Here is a 16,987-nt window from a genome sequence, read left to right on the forward strand (position 1 = left end):
ATGAAAAAACAGAGAAATTGGTTCATTACTGAATTAAAATTGACTCAATTAAGTCGAAGTGTTTCATTTGTCGCTGGTTTTGTGGGGACAACATTAATCGCATCCTCTGTTGTACAGGCAAGTGATTTACAGATTTATGCAACACCAACAGCTGGGAAAAAAACCATTGTCATGATGTTGGATACATCAGGAAGTATGAGCGGTGGAGACTCTGGTCAATCAGGGTCAAGATTAACGCGTTTAAAAAATGGTATGAACACCTTTTTAGACAGTAATAATCCGATTTTAACCGATGTACGTGTTGGATTAGGACATTATTCTGTAAATGGTGATGGTAAAACAGCAAGAATTTTGGTTGAGGCAAATGCTTTAGGAACTGTAAATTCGAGTCAACGTCAGGCATTGAAGAAAGCTGTTGCTGGTTTATCTGCTTCAGGAAATACACCTACAGCTCATGCGTTTGCGGAAGCAGCTGCGTACTTAATGGGGACAAGTCCCGCTTTAAAGCTTAATAATGCCGAAGTATATTTTAGATATGGTGGAAGTAATTCATCATATTGGGCGAGCTGTTTATCATGGAATAGTGCTAAGACATCATGTACAAGTTGGGGTGGAACGTCTACATCGACACGGAATACAACAGGTTTGAGCTCACAAAGCTGTACGAAATATATTGATGACCAAGGGCGAAGTTATTCAGGTACTTGTTATTCAGGGAGCGAAGTAATTCTTTCATTGAGTGGTTTTAATAACTCAGCAAGTAGCACAAAAAATGGAAATCAATATCTCTCTCCTCTACCTCCAGTTGATGAGCGAGTAAGTTGTGATGGGCAAGGTGTTTATATTTTGTCGGATGGTGAGGCAAATGGTTCAAGTCCATCTGAAGCAACATCTATTATGTCGGTAGTTTTAGATGATAATGGAACTAACTTCTCTTGCCCATCTAATGGATTAAATACTGGATCAGCTGCTTCTTGGCATTGTATGGGGGAATTTGCCAAAAGACTGTTTGATAAAACAAGCAATCCTGCTCAAGTTTCTATTCAAACAGCATTTGTCGGTTTTGGCAGTGACTTTAATAGTTTATCACAGACGCATGTTCAGCAAGCATGTAAACTGAGCTCGCGCACCCAAGCAGATCGTACAGGTGATGATGCTTGCTCACCAGGAAATGGTTCTGTTTCAGTTACGTCTCCAGGTTATGGTAATGGAGGTTTTTTTACGACTCAGTCCGCTCAAGGTGTAACAGATAGTGTTGTTGCATTTATTAATAACTTGGGTAAAGCACCTCTAGAACCCTTAACGACTGGTGCGATTTCTGTTCCAGTGGATAATTTAAACCCCTCTGGACTCCAACCTTATGGATATTTACGAGGACTTGAACCTAATCCCCAATCTTCAGATCTTATTTGGGCGGGGAACTTAAAAAAATACCAAGTCATTCAAACAGGGAGTAATGCCGGTGCATTTGCGGCTATTGGATCAAAACTTGTGTATGACAAACAAGGTGGTTTTAATACAGGAACACGTGATTTGTGGAATAGTTCAAATGTGTATAGTGGCAAGGTTTATAATGATGGAGGGGTAATTCGCTTGGGTGGAGCTTATTCTAAAGTTCCTATGCCAATACTTGGTCAAACAGAAAATCTTGCGATTGATCCTCCGCAATATGCTTATACAGCTAATCCAAATGCTTTACGTAATTTATTTACAGATGTTCAGTCTACTGGTGGGGCAAATTTAACCAATGCCGGCAAAAATGCAAATCTGATTAAGGTGCCTGGGGGTGGTATACCAACGAGTGGAGCGGCAAACTATGTGTTGGATCAATTTAAAAACCAAACAACTTTAAAAGACTTTCCTGTTTTAACCAAAATAAAATTATTAAACTATCTTGGTTTTAGTGTGCCATACGATGAAACAGCTACAACACTACCTACTTCATTGCAAACACCGAATTCGCCTTTCTTAGCTATGGGAGGCAGTATCCATTCACTTCCTGTTCAATTGACCTATTCTGGAACATTAGATGAAACTGGTAATTTAACTTCTACACGTAGTCAATCCGTTTTATATGGCACTATGGATGGTGGATTACATATTGTGGATGGCTCAACTGGAGCTGAACAAATGGCTTTTATTCCAGCAGAGCTCCTAAGAAGTGATACAGGTTCAAAAGCTTTAATTAAAGGGCAGACAGATACAAATGCCCCAGTTTCAGGGACAGATGGTGCTTGGATATCCGATTCCACTTATCAGACTCAACGTGGTTCTGGATCAAACTCAAGTGCTGTTAAAGCGCTGTCAATGAATATCTATGGTGGAATGCGGATGGGGGGATCAAGCTATTATGCTTTGGATGTCTTGAACCCCTCTTCTCCAAAACTGAAATTTAGACTGGGCGCAGACGTTACTGGATTTGAGCGTATTGGTCAGTCTTGGTCCAAACCTGTACTTGCCAATGTCAGATATAATGGTGTTAATAAACGAGTGATGATTGTGGGAGGGGGGTATGACCAGTGTTATGAAAACCCTCAATTTGAACTAGGCAAGGTCGTGTCTAACGCAGACTTCCCTGATACTAGTTGTGATAAGAAAATACAAGCACAAGGTAATGCCGTCTATATGGTTGATGCAAATGATGGGACTTTGATCTGGTCAGCAACATATGGAGCGAATTCAACTGACGACAAAAAGTATCTAAAGCATAGCATTGTTAGTCGTATCAGTGCGATAGATCGTGATGGAGATGGTTTGGTTGATAACTTGTATTTTGGGGATTTAGGCGGACAGGTTTTCCGAGCAGATTTAGATAATTATCAAACTAAATCAGGATCAGCTTACAGTAACTTTGGTGTTAGAGTGAGTCGAATTGCGAATCTTGCAACTAATGATTCTTTGAATAATAAAGATTGGGACTATACTGGCAGTAAAGCACCTAGATTCTATGAAGCTCCAACTTTAACTATCCATGACGAAGGTGCAAATACTTTTCTTGTTGTTGGTTTAGCATCAGGAAATAGAAGTACACCGCTCGATGTTGTTCCAACAGTAGGACGAGAAAAGTTATTACCTACGACAGCGTTATCTGGGCGACCTGTTAATAATGTATACGGTCTGATTGATCGAGACTTCATTGAACCCAATTTAATGAAATCAACATATTCAGTTAAGACGAGTAGTCTAAGCTTAGATCTACTACAGAAAAACCCTCAATTGCTTACAGGTAAAATTGCAAATGCCTTTTTTGGAACAGGTAATTTAAAACAAGGTTGGTATCGTTCATTATCAAGTATGAGCAATGGTACGGAACGAGGTGGGACCGCTTTTCGCGTTGCTGGTGGAATGAAAGCCTATGAAGAACCATTTGCAATTACAGGTAATTTAATTATTCCTGTTTATGATCCACAAGGTACAGGTATTTCTGGGCAAGATCCATGTAAACCGCGTGTAGTCGGTGAAACCGATCGTCAAGTATTTTGTTTACCTTATGGTGCATGCTTAAAAACAGATGGTACTGTGGATGGGGGGGCAGCTGGGCAAGAGTCAAAAACAGGCTTCCAAACCACGACAACGGGTTGCCCTGCTGGTGTTTCTGAGTGTAATGATAATGTCATAGGTACTGGTATTCGAGGTCTAGCAATGGCACCGATTACAAGTTCTACGCCAAATAGTGCTTGCTCAGATAAAACTTTGGCGGGAAATGAAAAAGGGACTGGTAAATGGGCTTGTCAGCAAATCATTAATCCAACTAGATGGTACGATAAATGGCTCAAATAAAATCTTTTATCAACCCTTCAGCTTTTTTTAGAACTTGCCATTATGCAAGTTCTAAAAAAAATAATCAGATCGGATTTACCTTGATCGAATTGATGGTTGTAATCATCATAATTACGATTTTTACGATAATTGCAATTCCTTCATATCAAGAATATGCAAGAAGAGCTGATGCGTCTGCAGCTGAGCAAGAAATTCAGAAAATAACTGAACAAATGGAAAAACATAAAGCTCGAAACTTTACTTATAGATGTTTTGATCCTAAGTATATATATGGAGAGACTGTGAGTATCAGTGGCAGTAATCGTTGTCACAATGATAGCGCTCTGACGAGTATCGTTTTACCAACTGGGGCAACGGGTACAAATATCAAATATACAATTACGATTAAGGATTTAAATGATACCAATCTGGATCTTACGGATAATGATGCTTTAGGGCGTAATTATGCAATAAAGGCTGTTTCTAATTCAGATAAAAACTATACGTATTTATTAACAAGTACAGGCATTCGTTGTAAAAACAAAACAAAAGCTAATGTCGATTATACTTCATGTGGTACCACTGCGACGGGTATGGAGAGTTGGTGATGATTAGTAAAAAAGGTTTTACATTGATTGAACTCATGATTGTGGTAGCAATCATTGCTATTTTAGCTGCGATTGCATATCCATCTTATCAGCAGTATGTAAAAAAAACTAAACGTACTGATATGCAGACGGCTATGATTCAAATTGCTCGAAATTTAGCAAATTATAAAATGGCGAATAATAATTTTTCAGGTCTTGTTTTAACTAATAGTCAGATATTTGGAGGTACGGTATACCCAAAAAGTGGTCCAGCACTTTATGATCTGAAATTAACTGATATAGGTGGGACAAATGCATTATCCGCTAGTGGAGCTAATGTAAACACATGGCTTCTTGTTGCTACGCCAAAGTCATCAGGTCAACAATATGAGGATGGACATATTGTGTTAAATTCCCGCGGAGAGAAATGTTGGACGAAAGGTTCAGATAAGAATAACGGTACGCCATGCACCCCGTCCGCAACTACAAACTGGGACGGTAGATAAAATTTAAATTCAAAATTGTGGATAAACAAAAATTGATCTTTCTTTCACACTCAAGATAACGTAAAATACCGCCCTCTATGAAAGGGGTTTGAAATGTATCGATGGTCGGTGCAAGGATAATCCGTAAAAACTATAAGGTTCTATCATGGTTGTAATTCGTCTAGCACGCGGTGGTGCTAAAAAACGTCCGTTCTATCAAATCATTGTGACTGATAGCCGTAATGCACGTGACGGTCGTTTCATCGAACGTATTGGTTTCTTTAACCCTACAGCTCAAGGTAAAGCAGAAAAACTTCGTTTAGATGCTGACCGTTTTGCTCACTGGGTTTCACAAGGTGCTCAACCTTCTGAACGTGTTGCTTCTTTAGCTGCTCAAGCGAAGAAAGCTGCAGCTGCTGCATAATTTATTCAGCAGTAGGTAGCCCATGACACCAACACAGAATGTGCCCGAAGATCGTATTCAGATTGGACAGCTACGTTCAGCATATGGATTAAATGGGTGGCTCTGGGTCTATTCCAATACTGAACCCATGAGCAACATTTTTGACTACCTGCCTTGGTACATAGAAACCAAAGCAGGTTGGCAAATTATCGATGTAAAACGTTGGAAACCACATGGCAAAGGTCTTGTTGTTGCGCTAAAAGGTGTGATTGATCGCACCGCAGCAGACAATTTGGTTGGCGCTAATATCTGGATTTCAAAGTCGCAACTGCCTCAACCGGGTGTGGATGAGTACTATTGGTCTGATTTAAAAGGTCTAACAGTGTTAGGTTTGAATGATGAAGAGCAAGAAGTAAATCTCGGTAAAATCCATGAACTGTTTGAAACAGGTGCCAATGATGTAATGGTTGTTCGTGCAACAACAGATAGCATCGATGGTGAAGAGCGAATGATTCCATGGCATAAAGATGTGGTACAACGCGTTGATCTCGAAGCTGGTCGTATCTACGTGAATTGGGGCGTGGATTATTAATCCTTAGGATTGGCACAGCAGGAAAATAGAGGAGTCTGCGGTGTTTTTTGCAGTCATTACGCTTTTTCCTGAAATGTTTGAAGCGATTACAGCGTACGGCATTAGCGGACGCGCGGTGAAACGTGACATTGTACAAGTTCATTGTATCAATCCACGAGAATTTGCCGAGGGCAACTACAAAAGAGTGGATGAACGTCCATTTGGTGGTGGTCCAGGTATGGTGATGATGGCTGAGCCTTTGGCAAAAGCAATACAGCATGCCAAACAGCTTGCAAAGCAAGCAGGAGCGGTTCATGTCCCTGTGGTGTATATGTCTCCACAAGGTAAAACCCTAAACGAACCTGCGGTACAGCAATTTATTCATTATGACGGATTGATTGTACTGTGTGGACGTTATGAGGGGGTCGATGAACGTTTGATCCAAAAATATGTAGATCAGGAATGGTCGATTGGAGATTACGTATTGTCGGGTGGTGAACTACCTGCGATGGTTCTATTAGACAGTGTGATTCGACGTTTGCCGAATACTATGTCAGATGAACAGTCAGCAGTGCAAGATTCATTTGTGGACGGTCTACTCGATTGCCCACAATATACCAAGCCAGACCATTTTGAAGGTTTGGATGTTCCTGATATTTTAAAGTCAGGTCATCACGCAAATATTGAAAAATGGCGGTTTTTGCAACGCTATCAACGCACTTTGGAACGCCGACCTGAGTTGGTGGAAAAAGTTGAGTTGACCAAGCAGCAAAAGAAATGGCTAAAAGATCAGCAAGACTCAGCAAAATGATGTTTGGTTCGAGCACAAGATTGAGAAGCAATGCTTCAACAAATTGATATTTAGCCTTGGTTAAATGTCTTTTATAGGCTCCTTAAACTCTCTCATATTTGAATGAGGCTAAGGGGAAAGATAAACGGGTTGATATGCGATTTAGCCTCTGTCCCCAGCGGTTGTACAGACCTCTTCTGTTCCGCAAAATCGGAGATTCCCACAATGAGTGGTAAACATCCTTTAGTTCAAGCAATTGAAAACCAACAGTTAAAAACTGACATCCCTACTTTTGCTCCTGGTGACACAGTTGTTGTCCAAGTAAAAGTAAAAGAAGGTGACCGTGAGCGTCTTCAGGCGTTTGAAGGTGTGGTGATTGCGAAGAAAAACCGTGGTTTGAACTCAGCGTTCACAGTACGTAAAATTTCTAGCGGTGTTGGTGTTGAGCGTGTATTCCAAACTCACTCTCCAATCGTTGCTAAAATCGAAGTGAAACGTCGTGGTGACGTTCGTCGTGCTAAGCTTTATTACCTACGCGAATTGTCTGGTAAAGCTGCACGTATTCGTGAGAAATTACCAGCGCGTAAACAAGGTTAATTTTAACTTTGCTTTACAGCTAAAAATGCGCCTTATTGGGCGCATTTTTTATGACTCATTGATGAATGAAAATAGTATATAGTCAACCTGTTGAAAAATGCATACAGTAAAATATCATTTTTCTTGATCAATAAAATCAAAGTGATCAATAGATTGCTTGAAGATCTAAAGCTTGCACTGTCACGTTTTAGATCTAAAGTTTTAATTGATTTGCGTTGGCGATGTCTTACTTTTTAGAGACGAAAAGTAACAAAAATCCTTTGTTTGACAGGGATCTTGCGCTGCAAACAAAGCAGTGCTTTGTTTTTGCTCATATCGTCCTTGACCGATGGCGGCATCCATGCCGCCAACCGCGATAGCGATGTCAGGTAAAATCTGCTGATGAAAAAGCAAAGACCATTTCAGTTATATTAAGTCAATAAGATTGATTGCTATTATAATCCTTGTAATTTTAAACGGTTGGCTTGTTCACGATAGACTTGTACCGGATCAGGTGCAAAGATTGCACGCAAGCCTAAAACCTGATTGACTTCATCCAAATGATTCCAACGATAATCATCACGAATCGTTTTACCAAATTTGGCACTACAGCGAGAGACAAGTCCGTCATTGGTTTCAGGAATATTGCGACTGGTGCTGAGCAAGAATGCATCCGTTAAATCTGCAAGATTTGTTAAAACAGCACTTCCTGTGAAAGAATAAAAATAAATGCCTTTTTCCTGATATGCACCTTCTCCACATGTTGTTGTCGGAACGCCCATTGGAAATTGATTATTGAAAAGTGCAGAGCCTTCGGTGCTTAAACTTTTTGAACCTGCCAATGCATCATGCGGAAACTCTTTGGGATCAAAGCCCTTAGACCAAACAATCATATTGGAAATAAAATTAACCATGTTGACCAATGGACCTTCAGCTGGAGTGCCTTCTGCTCGTAAAATCACATCCGAAAGTGGACTCCCTTTGTTTGGGGAGCCAACAGCTGTTACCGAAGCAACGTTGTTCGGCATCACTCCGGCAACATAACGTGCAGTAGGACCACCATGTGAGTGACCAATGAGGTTGATTTTTGTTTGTCCTGTAATGGCGAGGATATCTTCAACTTGTTGTACCAATTGTTCACCTCTAACTTCTGTTGAGTTAAATGGTGAAACACGTGTGACCCATGTATTTGCACCATTACGTGCTAAGTCAGGTGCAATTTGGTACCAGTAGTCTTGTCCTGAAGCATTGTCTGAACGAATAAATCCAGCCATGCCATGTACCAATACAATAGGATATTTAGTTTTAGCATAAGTTGATGTTGTTTGACTTGTGGTGATTTGCTGGGCATTAGACGCATACGCACTGGGTACTAAACAAGCCAAGATTAGACTTGCCATCAATGATCCATATTTCATGGGGAAGCTCCATTTAAAATTGTTATTTATTATTGATTCACTTCTAAGTGAAATTTAAAAATATCAAAATTGTCATGAATTACGAGCGGAAAAGTATGAAAAACAACCTTAAATGTAATATTTTATTTCGGAAAAATGTTTATTCAGTGTTAAATTCATAAAAGCCATTGAAATTTATGGAAAGCTTAAAACTAGGTCAAAGAATATTCATACAAGTGATTTGATCTCAATCATTCATATCCAATGCGCTTTATGTTTTATAAAAATTGTTAGAAGCTTTGGTGATTGGTTTATTTTGCACTTTTGACTCATAGATGGTCATTTTATTGTGAGGCGACATGGATGTTGTTATGTTGAGCGAAGGGATATGAGCAAAACCAAAAGCCATATTGTAAAAAGAGATACAATATGGCTAATTTAAGTTGAGAACTTATAAACCTTGTACTTTCAAACGGTTGGCATGTTCACGATAGACTTGTACTGGGTCTGGCGCAAAGAGTGCGCGTAAACCTAAAAATTGATTGATTTCGTCCAAATGATTCCAGCGGTAATTATCTCGAATGGTTCTGCCGAATTTCGCACTACAACGTGACACTAAACCATCATTATCATGACCGAGGTTGATCAATAAGCTTGTACCAAGCAGTGCTGAATCCAAGTCTAGAAGATTGGTGACGGCTGTATTGCCTGTAAATGAAAAAAACTGAATGCCTTTTTCTTGATAAGCACCTTCGCTACATGCTGTAGCACCGACGCCCATTGGAAATTTACGATTAAATAAAACTGAGCCTTCGGTCGTAACACTTTTTCCGCCAGCAAGTGCATCATGAGGAAAACTTTTTGGATCTAAGCCTTGCGCCCAAACAATGGCTTTTGAGAATAAATTGACAAGACTGACGACGGGTCCTTCAAGAACTGTACCTTCTGTACTCAAAATGATATCTGCAACTGGGCTGCCTCTTTGTGGTGAACCAATCGCAGTCACGGATGCAACGCGAGTAGGCATGACACCCGCGACATAGCGACTGGTTGGACCACCATGAGAATGACCGACTAAATTGACTTTTTGGCTACCTGTGATGGCTAAAATTTCTTCTACTTGTTGAGCCAGTTGTTCGCCGCGCACTTCGGTTGAATTAAACGGTGATACACGTGTCGCCCATGTGCTTGCGCCGTTTCGTGCCAAATTAGGTAAAATTTGATACCAGTAATCGAGTCCTAAAACATCACCAACCCGAATAAATCCTGCCATACCATGAGCAAATACAATTGGGTATTTGGTTTTTGCATAATCAGAACTTACTTTTGTTGCAGTGACTTGTTGTGCATTGGATGCATGTGTCGTGGATAAAGTACATGCGAGAAATAGACCTGTGATCAGATGTCCATATTTCATCATAAATCTCCGTTGGTTTTATTATTGAGGGGTTTTTGGTATGTATCGATTTTTAACCTAGCAAAGCTGAAGCGAGGTTATCGATGAGATTTGGATGAAAAACAACCTAAACTGTAACTTAATATTTTATTTCTTGGTAAAAAATGAATTGATGTGTTGCCATAACGGTCGTATGGCAACAGGATTTGAGCGCTTTATTTTTAAATCAAACATAAATAAAATCTACTGTTGTTGACCTCACAGTAAATATTTTAGATTAGAAATATTATAAGCCTTCTAATTTCAAGCGATTGGCTTGTTGGCGAAATTGATCAACTGGATTCGGTGAAAATAATCCGCGTAACCCTAAAATTTGATTGACCTCATCCAAGTGGGTTTGATCATAATTATCTCGAATCACTTGTCCTAAATGGGTATTGCAACGAGTGACTAAGCCATCATTATCTAGATTTTTATATGACAAAGGTGCAAGGGTAGAAATTGCAGCATCAGTCAGATCAAGAACATTGGTCAATTGTGCTTTACCCGTCCATGAATAATGGTAGACACCATTTGAAGTCACTTTTTGCCCCTGACCACAATCTTTGGGAATCGCTGCACTTGGATATTTTGCATTAAATTCAGCTGAACCTTTTTCACTAATACTTTGTAAAGAACGATTTAAGCTGTTGGGTAATGATGGATTATTTTCCAGTAACGTAATCACCGGCGCTAAAATATATTGACTTACAACGGTTAACAGCGCACTCGCGCCTTGATTACTCAATATATCATCTGCAACTTTAGAGCCTTTTATCGTTCCTGCAACAGCAGTTAAAGATGCTACTTTGGCAGGTGCAACGATTTCAATATAACGAATGGTTGGACCACCATGACTATGTCCAATGAGATTCACTTTGGCTGATCCTGTTAATGCCAAAACCTCATCAACTTGTTGTAAAAGTTGCTCACCACGAACCTCAGTGCTTTCTAAAGGAGAAACCTGTGTTGCATAGACCTTCGCACCATTTCGAGCAAGATCGGGGAGCACCTGATAAAAATAATCTAAGCCAAATGATGATGTACCAAGCCGAGTGAAACCAAACATGCCATGGTTAAATACGATTGGATATTTGGTTTTTGCATAGTCAGAACTGACATAGGTTGGAGTGACACTTTGTAGCCCTGATGCTGAGACTGTCATTCCACTGAGTCCGAGGACGAGACCCAGCCCGAGTGAACCGATCTTTAATTTCATTTTAAATACTCTTTTTGTTTTAACTGGATAAATAACTCACAATTTCTAGAATTGTAAGTTGGAGTAGATTACAGTCCTTGTAACTTCAAACGATTGGCATGCTGTCGATATAAGGCTACGGGATCTTGTGAGAACCAACCTCGTAAACCAAACATCATATTGGCTAAATCGGTATGATTTAAATCGTAATTATCTCTAATCACTTGCCCAATATGCGTACTACAGCGCGGTACCATGCCGTCATTATCAGTGTTGCCGTACACTAAGGGGGCAAGTTGCATTAATAGGGTATCGATATCTAATAAATTTGTGGTTTGCGCAGTTCCTCCCCAAGAGTAATAATGAATTCCATTTTCTACTTTCGCACCCGTTTTATTACAATCTGTGGCGAGTGCAGTTGTTGGAAATTTGCTGTTAAATGTAGAAGAGCCTGTTTCTGAGAGCGATTTCATCGAGGCATCAAAGTTAATCGCTAAATCTGGATTTTCCTGTACCCATGCGATCAGTGGACCAACAATATATTGTCCCAAAATATTCATCAAAATTTTACTTGCTTGATTATTTTGAATGCTTTCGGCAACACGAGAACCTCGAAAAGTTCCACCTACACCCGTGATAGATGCGACATATTGAGGTTTAACCGCTGCAACATAGCGGATAGTTGGACCGCCATGACTGTGTCCAATCAAGTTGACTTTGTCATTTCCTGTGAGTGCTAAAACCTCTTCTACTTGAGTGATCAGTTGTTCTCCACGCACTTCAGTGGTATTGGCAGGAGACAATTGTGCTGCAAATACTGTTGCACCATTACGCGCCATGTCGGGTAAGATCTGATACCAATAGTCAATATTAAAACGCTCATTTCCGATTCGAGACCATCCGAGCCAACCATGTGTCATGACTATAGGATATGCAGTTTTTGCATAATCTGATTTGATTGTATCTTTGATTTGCAAAATGCCTGGAGATGCCTGTGTCAAGCTGGCTAAACCAAGTCCCAACACACAGCATATACTGAGCCCCAAACGATTTTTTATTGTCCTGTTTTTCATTTTTTTTCCGGTTATGTCACAATTTTATTGACTAATTTGCAAACGGTAATTTACCTCCTTGGTCATGTACCGTTTCAAATGTTTGTAATCTAAGTTGTTCTTGTTGATTGGAAAATTGTTGTGATTTGAGTTGTTGTATTGCACTTTGTTTAGCGGAATCACTCATATTGCTGTTGAGAATAGTGTCTCGCTCAGATAAATACTGGTTCACTTTATTTTTCCAGTCACCTCTTTGGACATCTAATGTTTCTAAACGTTGAGTTGCTTCTGGACCAACAAGATTAGTACGCATTTGATGCAGTTCTTGTGCTGAGCCACCGCGTGCTTTAATGTCTGCTGTGAGTTTTCTGAGGTCTTCAAGTTGATTCAGTTGTTGCAGATTTTCTTTCCAATCTTCAGGAAGTTGATCAAACAATGCTTTGAGTTTTTTGGCTTTTTCGCTTGCAGATAAGGATGCGTCATCCATCACAGCCATTCGATCGACGGTATATTGGTCATAGGTATCTTGCGTACCAAATAGACCTTGGATTTCATAATCTGAGAAGAATTTCTTTCTTAAATTTTTGGTATTGTCCACAATCTGTTGATAGTATTTTGCACTTTCCTTGTCCGCATTGGGTGCTTGTAAATCTGCTAATTTACTTCGGTAATCCATGTAGCGTGTCCATAAATCACTCAACTGAGATAGAACAGGCTCTTTATAGCTTGTTTGAAGATAACGCTGGAAATCTGTCTTGATTTGTTCAATTGTTTTTTCACCATACTGGGTAATGAAATATTCAAAACAGTCTTTGGTTTGTTCATTGACAATTAAGCGGTTGGAAGCATCTACTCGAATTTGACAATTAATTTGCGTGTCTTGTTGGCTCTTGCTGGCAAAACTTAGCGCTTCTGATGTTGAAAGCTGAGAAGCGGCAATTTGTCCTTCAGACTGATTTGTATCGTCCGAAGTCTGATGTGCTTCAGCTGTTTGATGACTGGGTTTAAGCCAGAAAATGACTGCCAAAATCACCACTAAAATAATAAACAACACTATCCCAAGCGCTTTTTTTCTAGATGAATCCATCTAATGTCCTATATTTTTTGTATTTTTATTCAAAAATAATTTGCCATAAAACCGCAAGTTTCAAATATAAAATTTGTAAAAATAGATGAGTGGTTTTTGTTAAAATAACCCATCAACTTATGTATAAAGATCAAGATGTCCTCAAAAGCCCAGAAGATTCCACGTCGTCATATCAGTGGTGTATTTTTATTGAATAAACCATTGGGCATTAGTTCAAATGCAGCATTGCAAAAAGTTCGTTGGTTGTATCGAGCACAAAAAGCCGGGCATACAGGTGCACTTGATCCTTTGGCTTCGGGTTTACTACCGATTTGTTTAGGCGAAGCGACCAAGTTTTCGCATTATTTATTAGATTCGAACAAACGTTATCGTACAACCATTCAGTTGGGGCACAGTACAACTACAGGTGATGTGGAAGGCGAGGTCTTGTTAGAAAAAGATGTACCTGAATTAAGCCAAGCGAATATTGAGCAGGTTTTGAAACAATTCACTGGTGACATACAGCAAATTCCTCCAATGTATTCAGCTTTAAAGAAACAAGGACGTCCATTGTATGAGTTGGCTCGTCAAGGCATTGAAATTGAGCGTGAGGCTCGACCTATCCATATTTTTGCTGTTGAACTTATTGAGTTTACATCGCAAAGCCTGACTTTAGATATCACTTGTTCGAAAGGGACTTATATTCGAGTGCTAGGTGAAGATATTGCCAAAGCATTAGGAACCTATGGGCATTTGACTTATTTACATCGGATTCAGACAGGTCACTTTGATTTAATCCCCGAATATACCATTGAATATTTGGAAAGCTTAACTGAACAAGAGCGAGAAAAGTTGTTGCTTCCTGTATATGCACCAATTGATCATTTTTTAAAGGTTCAGGTACCTCAAGGTCGTGCAGAATATTTCTGCCGCGGTATGGAAAGTAATATAGATCATGTTGCAGTCGCAGAAGTGCTTGTATTCGATGGTGAAAAATGTTTAGGGCTGGCTGAAATTACGGATAAGAAGCGCTTGGTACCGAAACGTGTTTTAAATCTTTGATTAGAAATATTGCCTCAAAATTCAGTGGATTGAAGAACGAGCACTGTTCAAATATAGCACCGTTAAAAGATAAGTGAATGTTATGGAATTTGATATTATTCTCAGTTTAGTGTTTTTTGCCTTTTGTGCGGGCGCGATTGATGCTGCTGTCGGAGGTGGGGGACTGATTCAAATTCCTGCTTTGATGGGGGCGTTGCCTCATTATCCGACGGCAACGGTTTTTGGTACTAACAAGCTTGCATCCATTTGCGGAACAGCATCCGCAGCGTTTTCCTATTTAAAACAAGTCAAAATTGAATGGAAATTGCTTGCGGTTATCGGGATCACAGCTTTCATCAGTTCATTTGGTGGTGCTGCTTGTGTCTCTTTAATTCCACAGGAAATTTTACGTCCCTTTGTCTTATTTATGTTGATTGTCATCGCAATCTATACGTTTTTTAAGAAACAGTTTGGACAAGTACATTTTCAACAGGAAGTCACCCATAAAATGCTGTTGATCGCAGGTGTCGGTGGTTTATTGATCGGTTTTTATGATGGAATTTTTGGACCAGGCACAGGCAGTTTCTTTATTTTTTATTTTATTCGTTATTTGAAAGTTGACTTTCTCCATGCTTCGGCACTTTCGAAAATCGGCAATTTCATGACCAATTTTGCAGCATTGAGTTTCTTTATTCCCACAGGGCATGTGCTATTTCAATTGGGCTTAATGATGGCAGTCGCCAATATTTGTGGCTCACTGGTGGGCGTGAAAATGGCGTTGAAATATGGAAGTGGTTTTATTCGAATTTTATTTTTAATTTTAGTCAGTATCTTGATTTGTCGTTTGGGATACCAAATGTTCATGGCTTAAGTCTTATATTCAAAACACCCCACAAAATTTAAGTTTTTTTGATACAAAAAACTCTTAAATTTTGTGGGGCTTTTTTTTGATGGTTTATTTATGATTGATGACTTATTCAGCGAAATTTATCGACTCAATAAAAAAGAAATCAGCGCTCACGTAGAATCAAAAAAAGAGGGATTTTGATGAACATATTCGAGGCTTTACGAGAAAGCCACAGGATTCAGAAGGATTTGTCTGAACAGCTCATTCATACATCAGGTGATACACCTGAACGACGGAAAATTTTTAATTTACTCAAAAATGAACTATTTGCACATGCAGTTGCCGAGGATCGTTATTTTTATAGTCCGTTAATGATGACGGATTCAGGTTTAAATATTACTCGTTTGGCGCTTGCTGAATATCAAGAAATGGAGGCGATCTTAGATTCTTTAGAACAAACTGATTTTAGTCATTCACGTTGGTTGGTGTTGGCAAAGAGGTTATCAGATACTGTTGCAGGGCACATCTACCAGAAAGAGCAAAATTTTTTTATGAAAGCAGGGAAAATTTTAGATGAAAATCAGAAAATAACCTTAGCGAAAAAATATTTGTCAGAATATAAAAAATATAAAGCAAAAGAAATAATGCGTTTGATTGAGTAATCCTACTCAATTCACCTGATCGTAACCACTAAGATTTGATTAAAATCAATTCGATTTAGCTTGACGCTAGATCTTCATACATTGGATAGGGCACGCTTAAAACAATGACTGAAAAAGATCAGTCATTGTTGAGTGCTGCTGGATTTCGTGCAGAACGGAAGGTTACCCCTACAGAAGCGGTCATGATACAAATTAAAGCAATAATTTGCCATGTTGTAATATGTTCATTGAGTAAAACCATTCCAGCAATTGCTGCCAGAGCAGGGGATAAGCTGGACAAGGTACCATAGCTCATTTTACTGAGTTGTTTGAGTGCCAGTAGATCTAAAGCATAAGGGATTGCTGTTGCCAAAAGCGCAATCAGTAAGGCTTTACCCCAATATTGAGTTTGTAATAAAGCCTGTGAATCATGTACTGTGCTGATTGGTAACATCACCAGTGCCGAGAGAACAATCGCAATACTGAGCGCATGCATACCTATATTTTGGCGTACCACTTTCTGACCAAAGTAAATATAACTTGCCCAGCAAATACCCGCACCAAGCGCAAATGCTGCACCAAGATAAGAAAAGTTATGCGCATTGGCATCATGCCAAGGCACCATTAAGGCGATACCTATGATGGCGAGGAATACCCAAATATAATCACTTTTTTGTTTAATCGAGAGTAGTGCTAAAGTCAGTGGACCTAAAAACTCGAGCCCAACAGCAATTCCTTGCGGTAATTTGCCTAAAGATGCATAGAACAATACATTCATCAGACATACGGAACCACTATAATATAAAAGTTCTTTCCATCTTAGATAAGGTAAACGTTTGATAATTTTCCATGAACGGAACATCAAAATAATTAAAATGGAAGCAAAACATAACCTTAGAGTCACGACCGTAATGGGATCTAAAACTTCAAACAACTGTTTGGCAAATGAAGCACTGATCTGATAAGCCACCATAGATAAAACCATGAAAAGCACAGCAGTGAGTTGAGAGTTTGGCATGTTTATGGTGTAAAAAAGAATTGGATAGATTTTAACACTTTCTTAAATTTATTTTGGTATTTCGTAAATATATGAATATTCATTTAATATTTTGCTTTGAGATTATGGGTACTCCTCTGTA

The 16,987-nt window shown here is 39.3% G+C and carries 16 protein-coding genes; 10 read left to right on the forward strand and 6 right to left on the reverse strand.

What is annotated here, in order from left to right:
- The 7 genes from AAV97_RS03120 (at position 1) to rplS (ending at position 7,192) form a co-directional block, all read left to right on the forward strand.
- A complete protein-coding gene (locus AAV97_RS03120) occupies positions 1–3,780 on the forward strand; it encodes a VWA domain-containing protein (RefSeq protein ID WP_046759782.1) in 3,780 nt (1,259 codons plus the stop codon).
- Complete coding sequence (locus tag AAV97_RS03125; RefSeq protein WP_052945849.1) at positions 3,768–4,367, forward strand: type IV pilin protein; 600 nt, start codon at positions 3,768–3,770, stop codon at positions 4,365–4,367. Before AAV97_RS03120 ends, AAV97_RS03125 begins: the two co-directional genes overlap by 13 nt.
- Positions 4,367–4,852 (forward strand): type IV pilin protein, encoded by a 486-nt coding sequence (locus AAV97_RS03130; protein ID WP_005035428.1) that lies wholly within the window; start codon positions 4,367–4,369, stop codon positions 4,850–4,852. Before AAV97_RS03125 ends, AAV97_RS03130 begins: the two co-directional genes overlap by 1 nt.
- 145 nt (positions 4,853–4,997) lie before the next feature.
- Positions 4,998–5,255 carry a 30S ribosomal protein S16 gene (gene rpsP, locus AAV97_RS03135; RefSeq protein ID WP_004826436.1) on the forward strand — a complete coding sequence of 86 codons (258 nt, stop codon included), beginning with the start codon at positions 4,998–5,000 and terminating at the stop codon, positions 5,253–5,255.
- A gap of 22 nt (positions 5,256–5,277) precedes the next feature.
- The gene (gene rimM, locus AAV97_RS03140) at positions 5,278–5,826 is read left to right on the forward strand and encodes a ribosome maturation factor RimM (protein ID WP_004826439.1); all 549 of its coding nucleotides are present in this window, start codon (positions 5,278–5,280) and stop codon (positions 5,824–5,826) included.
- 40 nt (positions 5,827–5,866) lie between these two features.
- A complete protein-coding gene (trmD, locus tag AAV97_RS03145; protein WP_046759783.1) occupies positions 5,867–6,616 on the forward strand; it encodes a tRNA (guanosine(37)-N1)-methyltransferase TrmD in 750 nt (249 codons plus the stop codon).
- A gap of 204 nt (positions 6,617–6,820) precedes the next feature.
- Positions 6,821–7,192 (forward strand): 50S ribosomal protein L19, encoded by a 372-nt coding sequence (gene rplS, locus AAV97_RS03150; protein WP_009586157.1) that lies wholly within the window; start codon positions 6,821–6,823, stop codon positions 7,190–7,192.
- A gap of 434 nt (positions 7,193–7,626) precedes the next feature.
- Here the strand turns inward: rplS and AAV97_RS03160 are convergent, their stop codons facing one another.
- The 5 genes from AAV97_RS03160 to AAV97_RS03180 all read right to left on the reverse strand — a co-directional run bounded on the left by AAV97_RS03160 (position 7,627) and on the right by AAV97_RS03180 (position 13,340).
- Complete coding sequence (locus AAV97_RS03160) at positions 7,627–8,589, reverse strand: lipase family alpha/beta hydrolase (RefSeq protein WP_004826444.1); 963 nt, start codon at positions 8,587–8,589, stop codon at positions 7,627–7,629.
- Positions 8,590–9,019: 430 nt separating this feature from the next.
- Entirely contained in the window at positions 9,020–9,985 is a 966-nt protein-coding gene (locus AAV97_RS03165) for a lipase family alpha/beta hydrolase (RefSeq protein ID WP_046759784.1), read from the reverse strand.
- 265 nt (positions 9,986–10,250) lie between these two features.
- A complete protein-coding gene (locus tag AAV97_RS03170; RefSeq protein ID WP_046759785.1) occupies positions 10,251–11,222 on the reverse strand; it encodes an esterase/lipase family protein in 972 nt (323 codons plus the stop codon).
- A gap of 68 nt (positions 11,223–11,290) precedes the next feature.
- On the reverse strand, positions 11,291–12,274 hold the full coding sequence (locus AAV97_RS03175) for an esterase/lipase family protein (protein ID WP_046759786.1): 984 nt from the start codon (positions 12,272–12,274) through the stop codon (positions 11,291–11,293).
- 31 nt (positions 12,275–12,305) lie between these two features.
- Positions 12,306–13,340, reverse strand: a complete 1,035-nt coding sequence (locus AAV97_RS03180; protein ID WP_046759787.1) for a lipase secretion chaperone — start codon at positions 13,338–13,340, stop codon at positions 12,306–12,308.
- Between the two features lie 135 nt (positions 13,341–13,475).
- Between AAV97_RS03180 and truB the strand changes: the two genes are divergently transcribed.
- From truB to AAV97_RS03195, 3 genes are all read left to right on the forward strand, one after another.
- A complete protein-coding gene (truB, locus tag AAV97_RS03185; RefSeq protein WP_004826452.1) occupies positions 13,476–14,381 on the forward strand; it encodes a tRNA pseudouridine(55) synthase TruB in 906 nt (301 codons plus the stop codon).
- Between the two features lie 82 nt (positions 14,382–14,463).
- Entirely contained in the window at positions 14,464–15,231 is a 768-nt protein-coding gene (locus AAV97_RS03190; RefSeq protein WP_046759788.1) for a sulfite exporter TauE/SafE family protein, read from the forward strand.
- 176 nt (positions 15,232–15,407) lie between these two features.
- Positions 15,408–15,869: a hemerythrin domain-containing protein gene (locus AAV97_RS03195; RefSeq protein ID WP_046759789.1), complete on the forward strand. Its 462-nt coding sequence runs from the start codon at positions 15,408–15,410 to the stop codon at positions 15,867–15,869.
- Positions 15,870–15,987: 118 nt separating this feature from the next.
- On the opposite strand, the gene AAV97_RS03200 is transcribed toward AAV97_RS03195, so the two are convergent.
- Positions 15,988–16,866, reverse strand: a complete 879-nt coding sequence (locus AAV97_RS03200) for an EamA family transporter (RefSeq protein ID WP_046759790.1) — start codon at positions 16,864–16,866, stop codon at positions 15,988–15,990.
- Positions 16,867–16,987 lie beyond the last annotated feature (121 nt).

The organism is Acinetobacter sp. Ag2 (assembly GCF_001005515.1).
Lineage (GTDB): Bacteria > Pseudomonadota > Gammaproteobacteria > Pseudomonadales > Moraxellaceae > Acinetobacter > Acinetobacter bereziniae.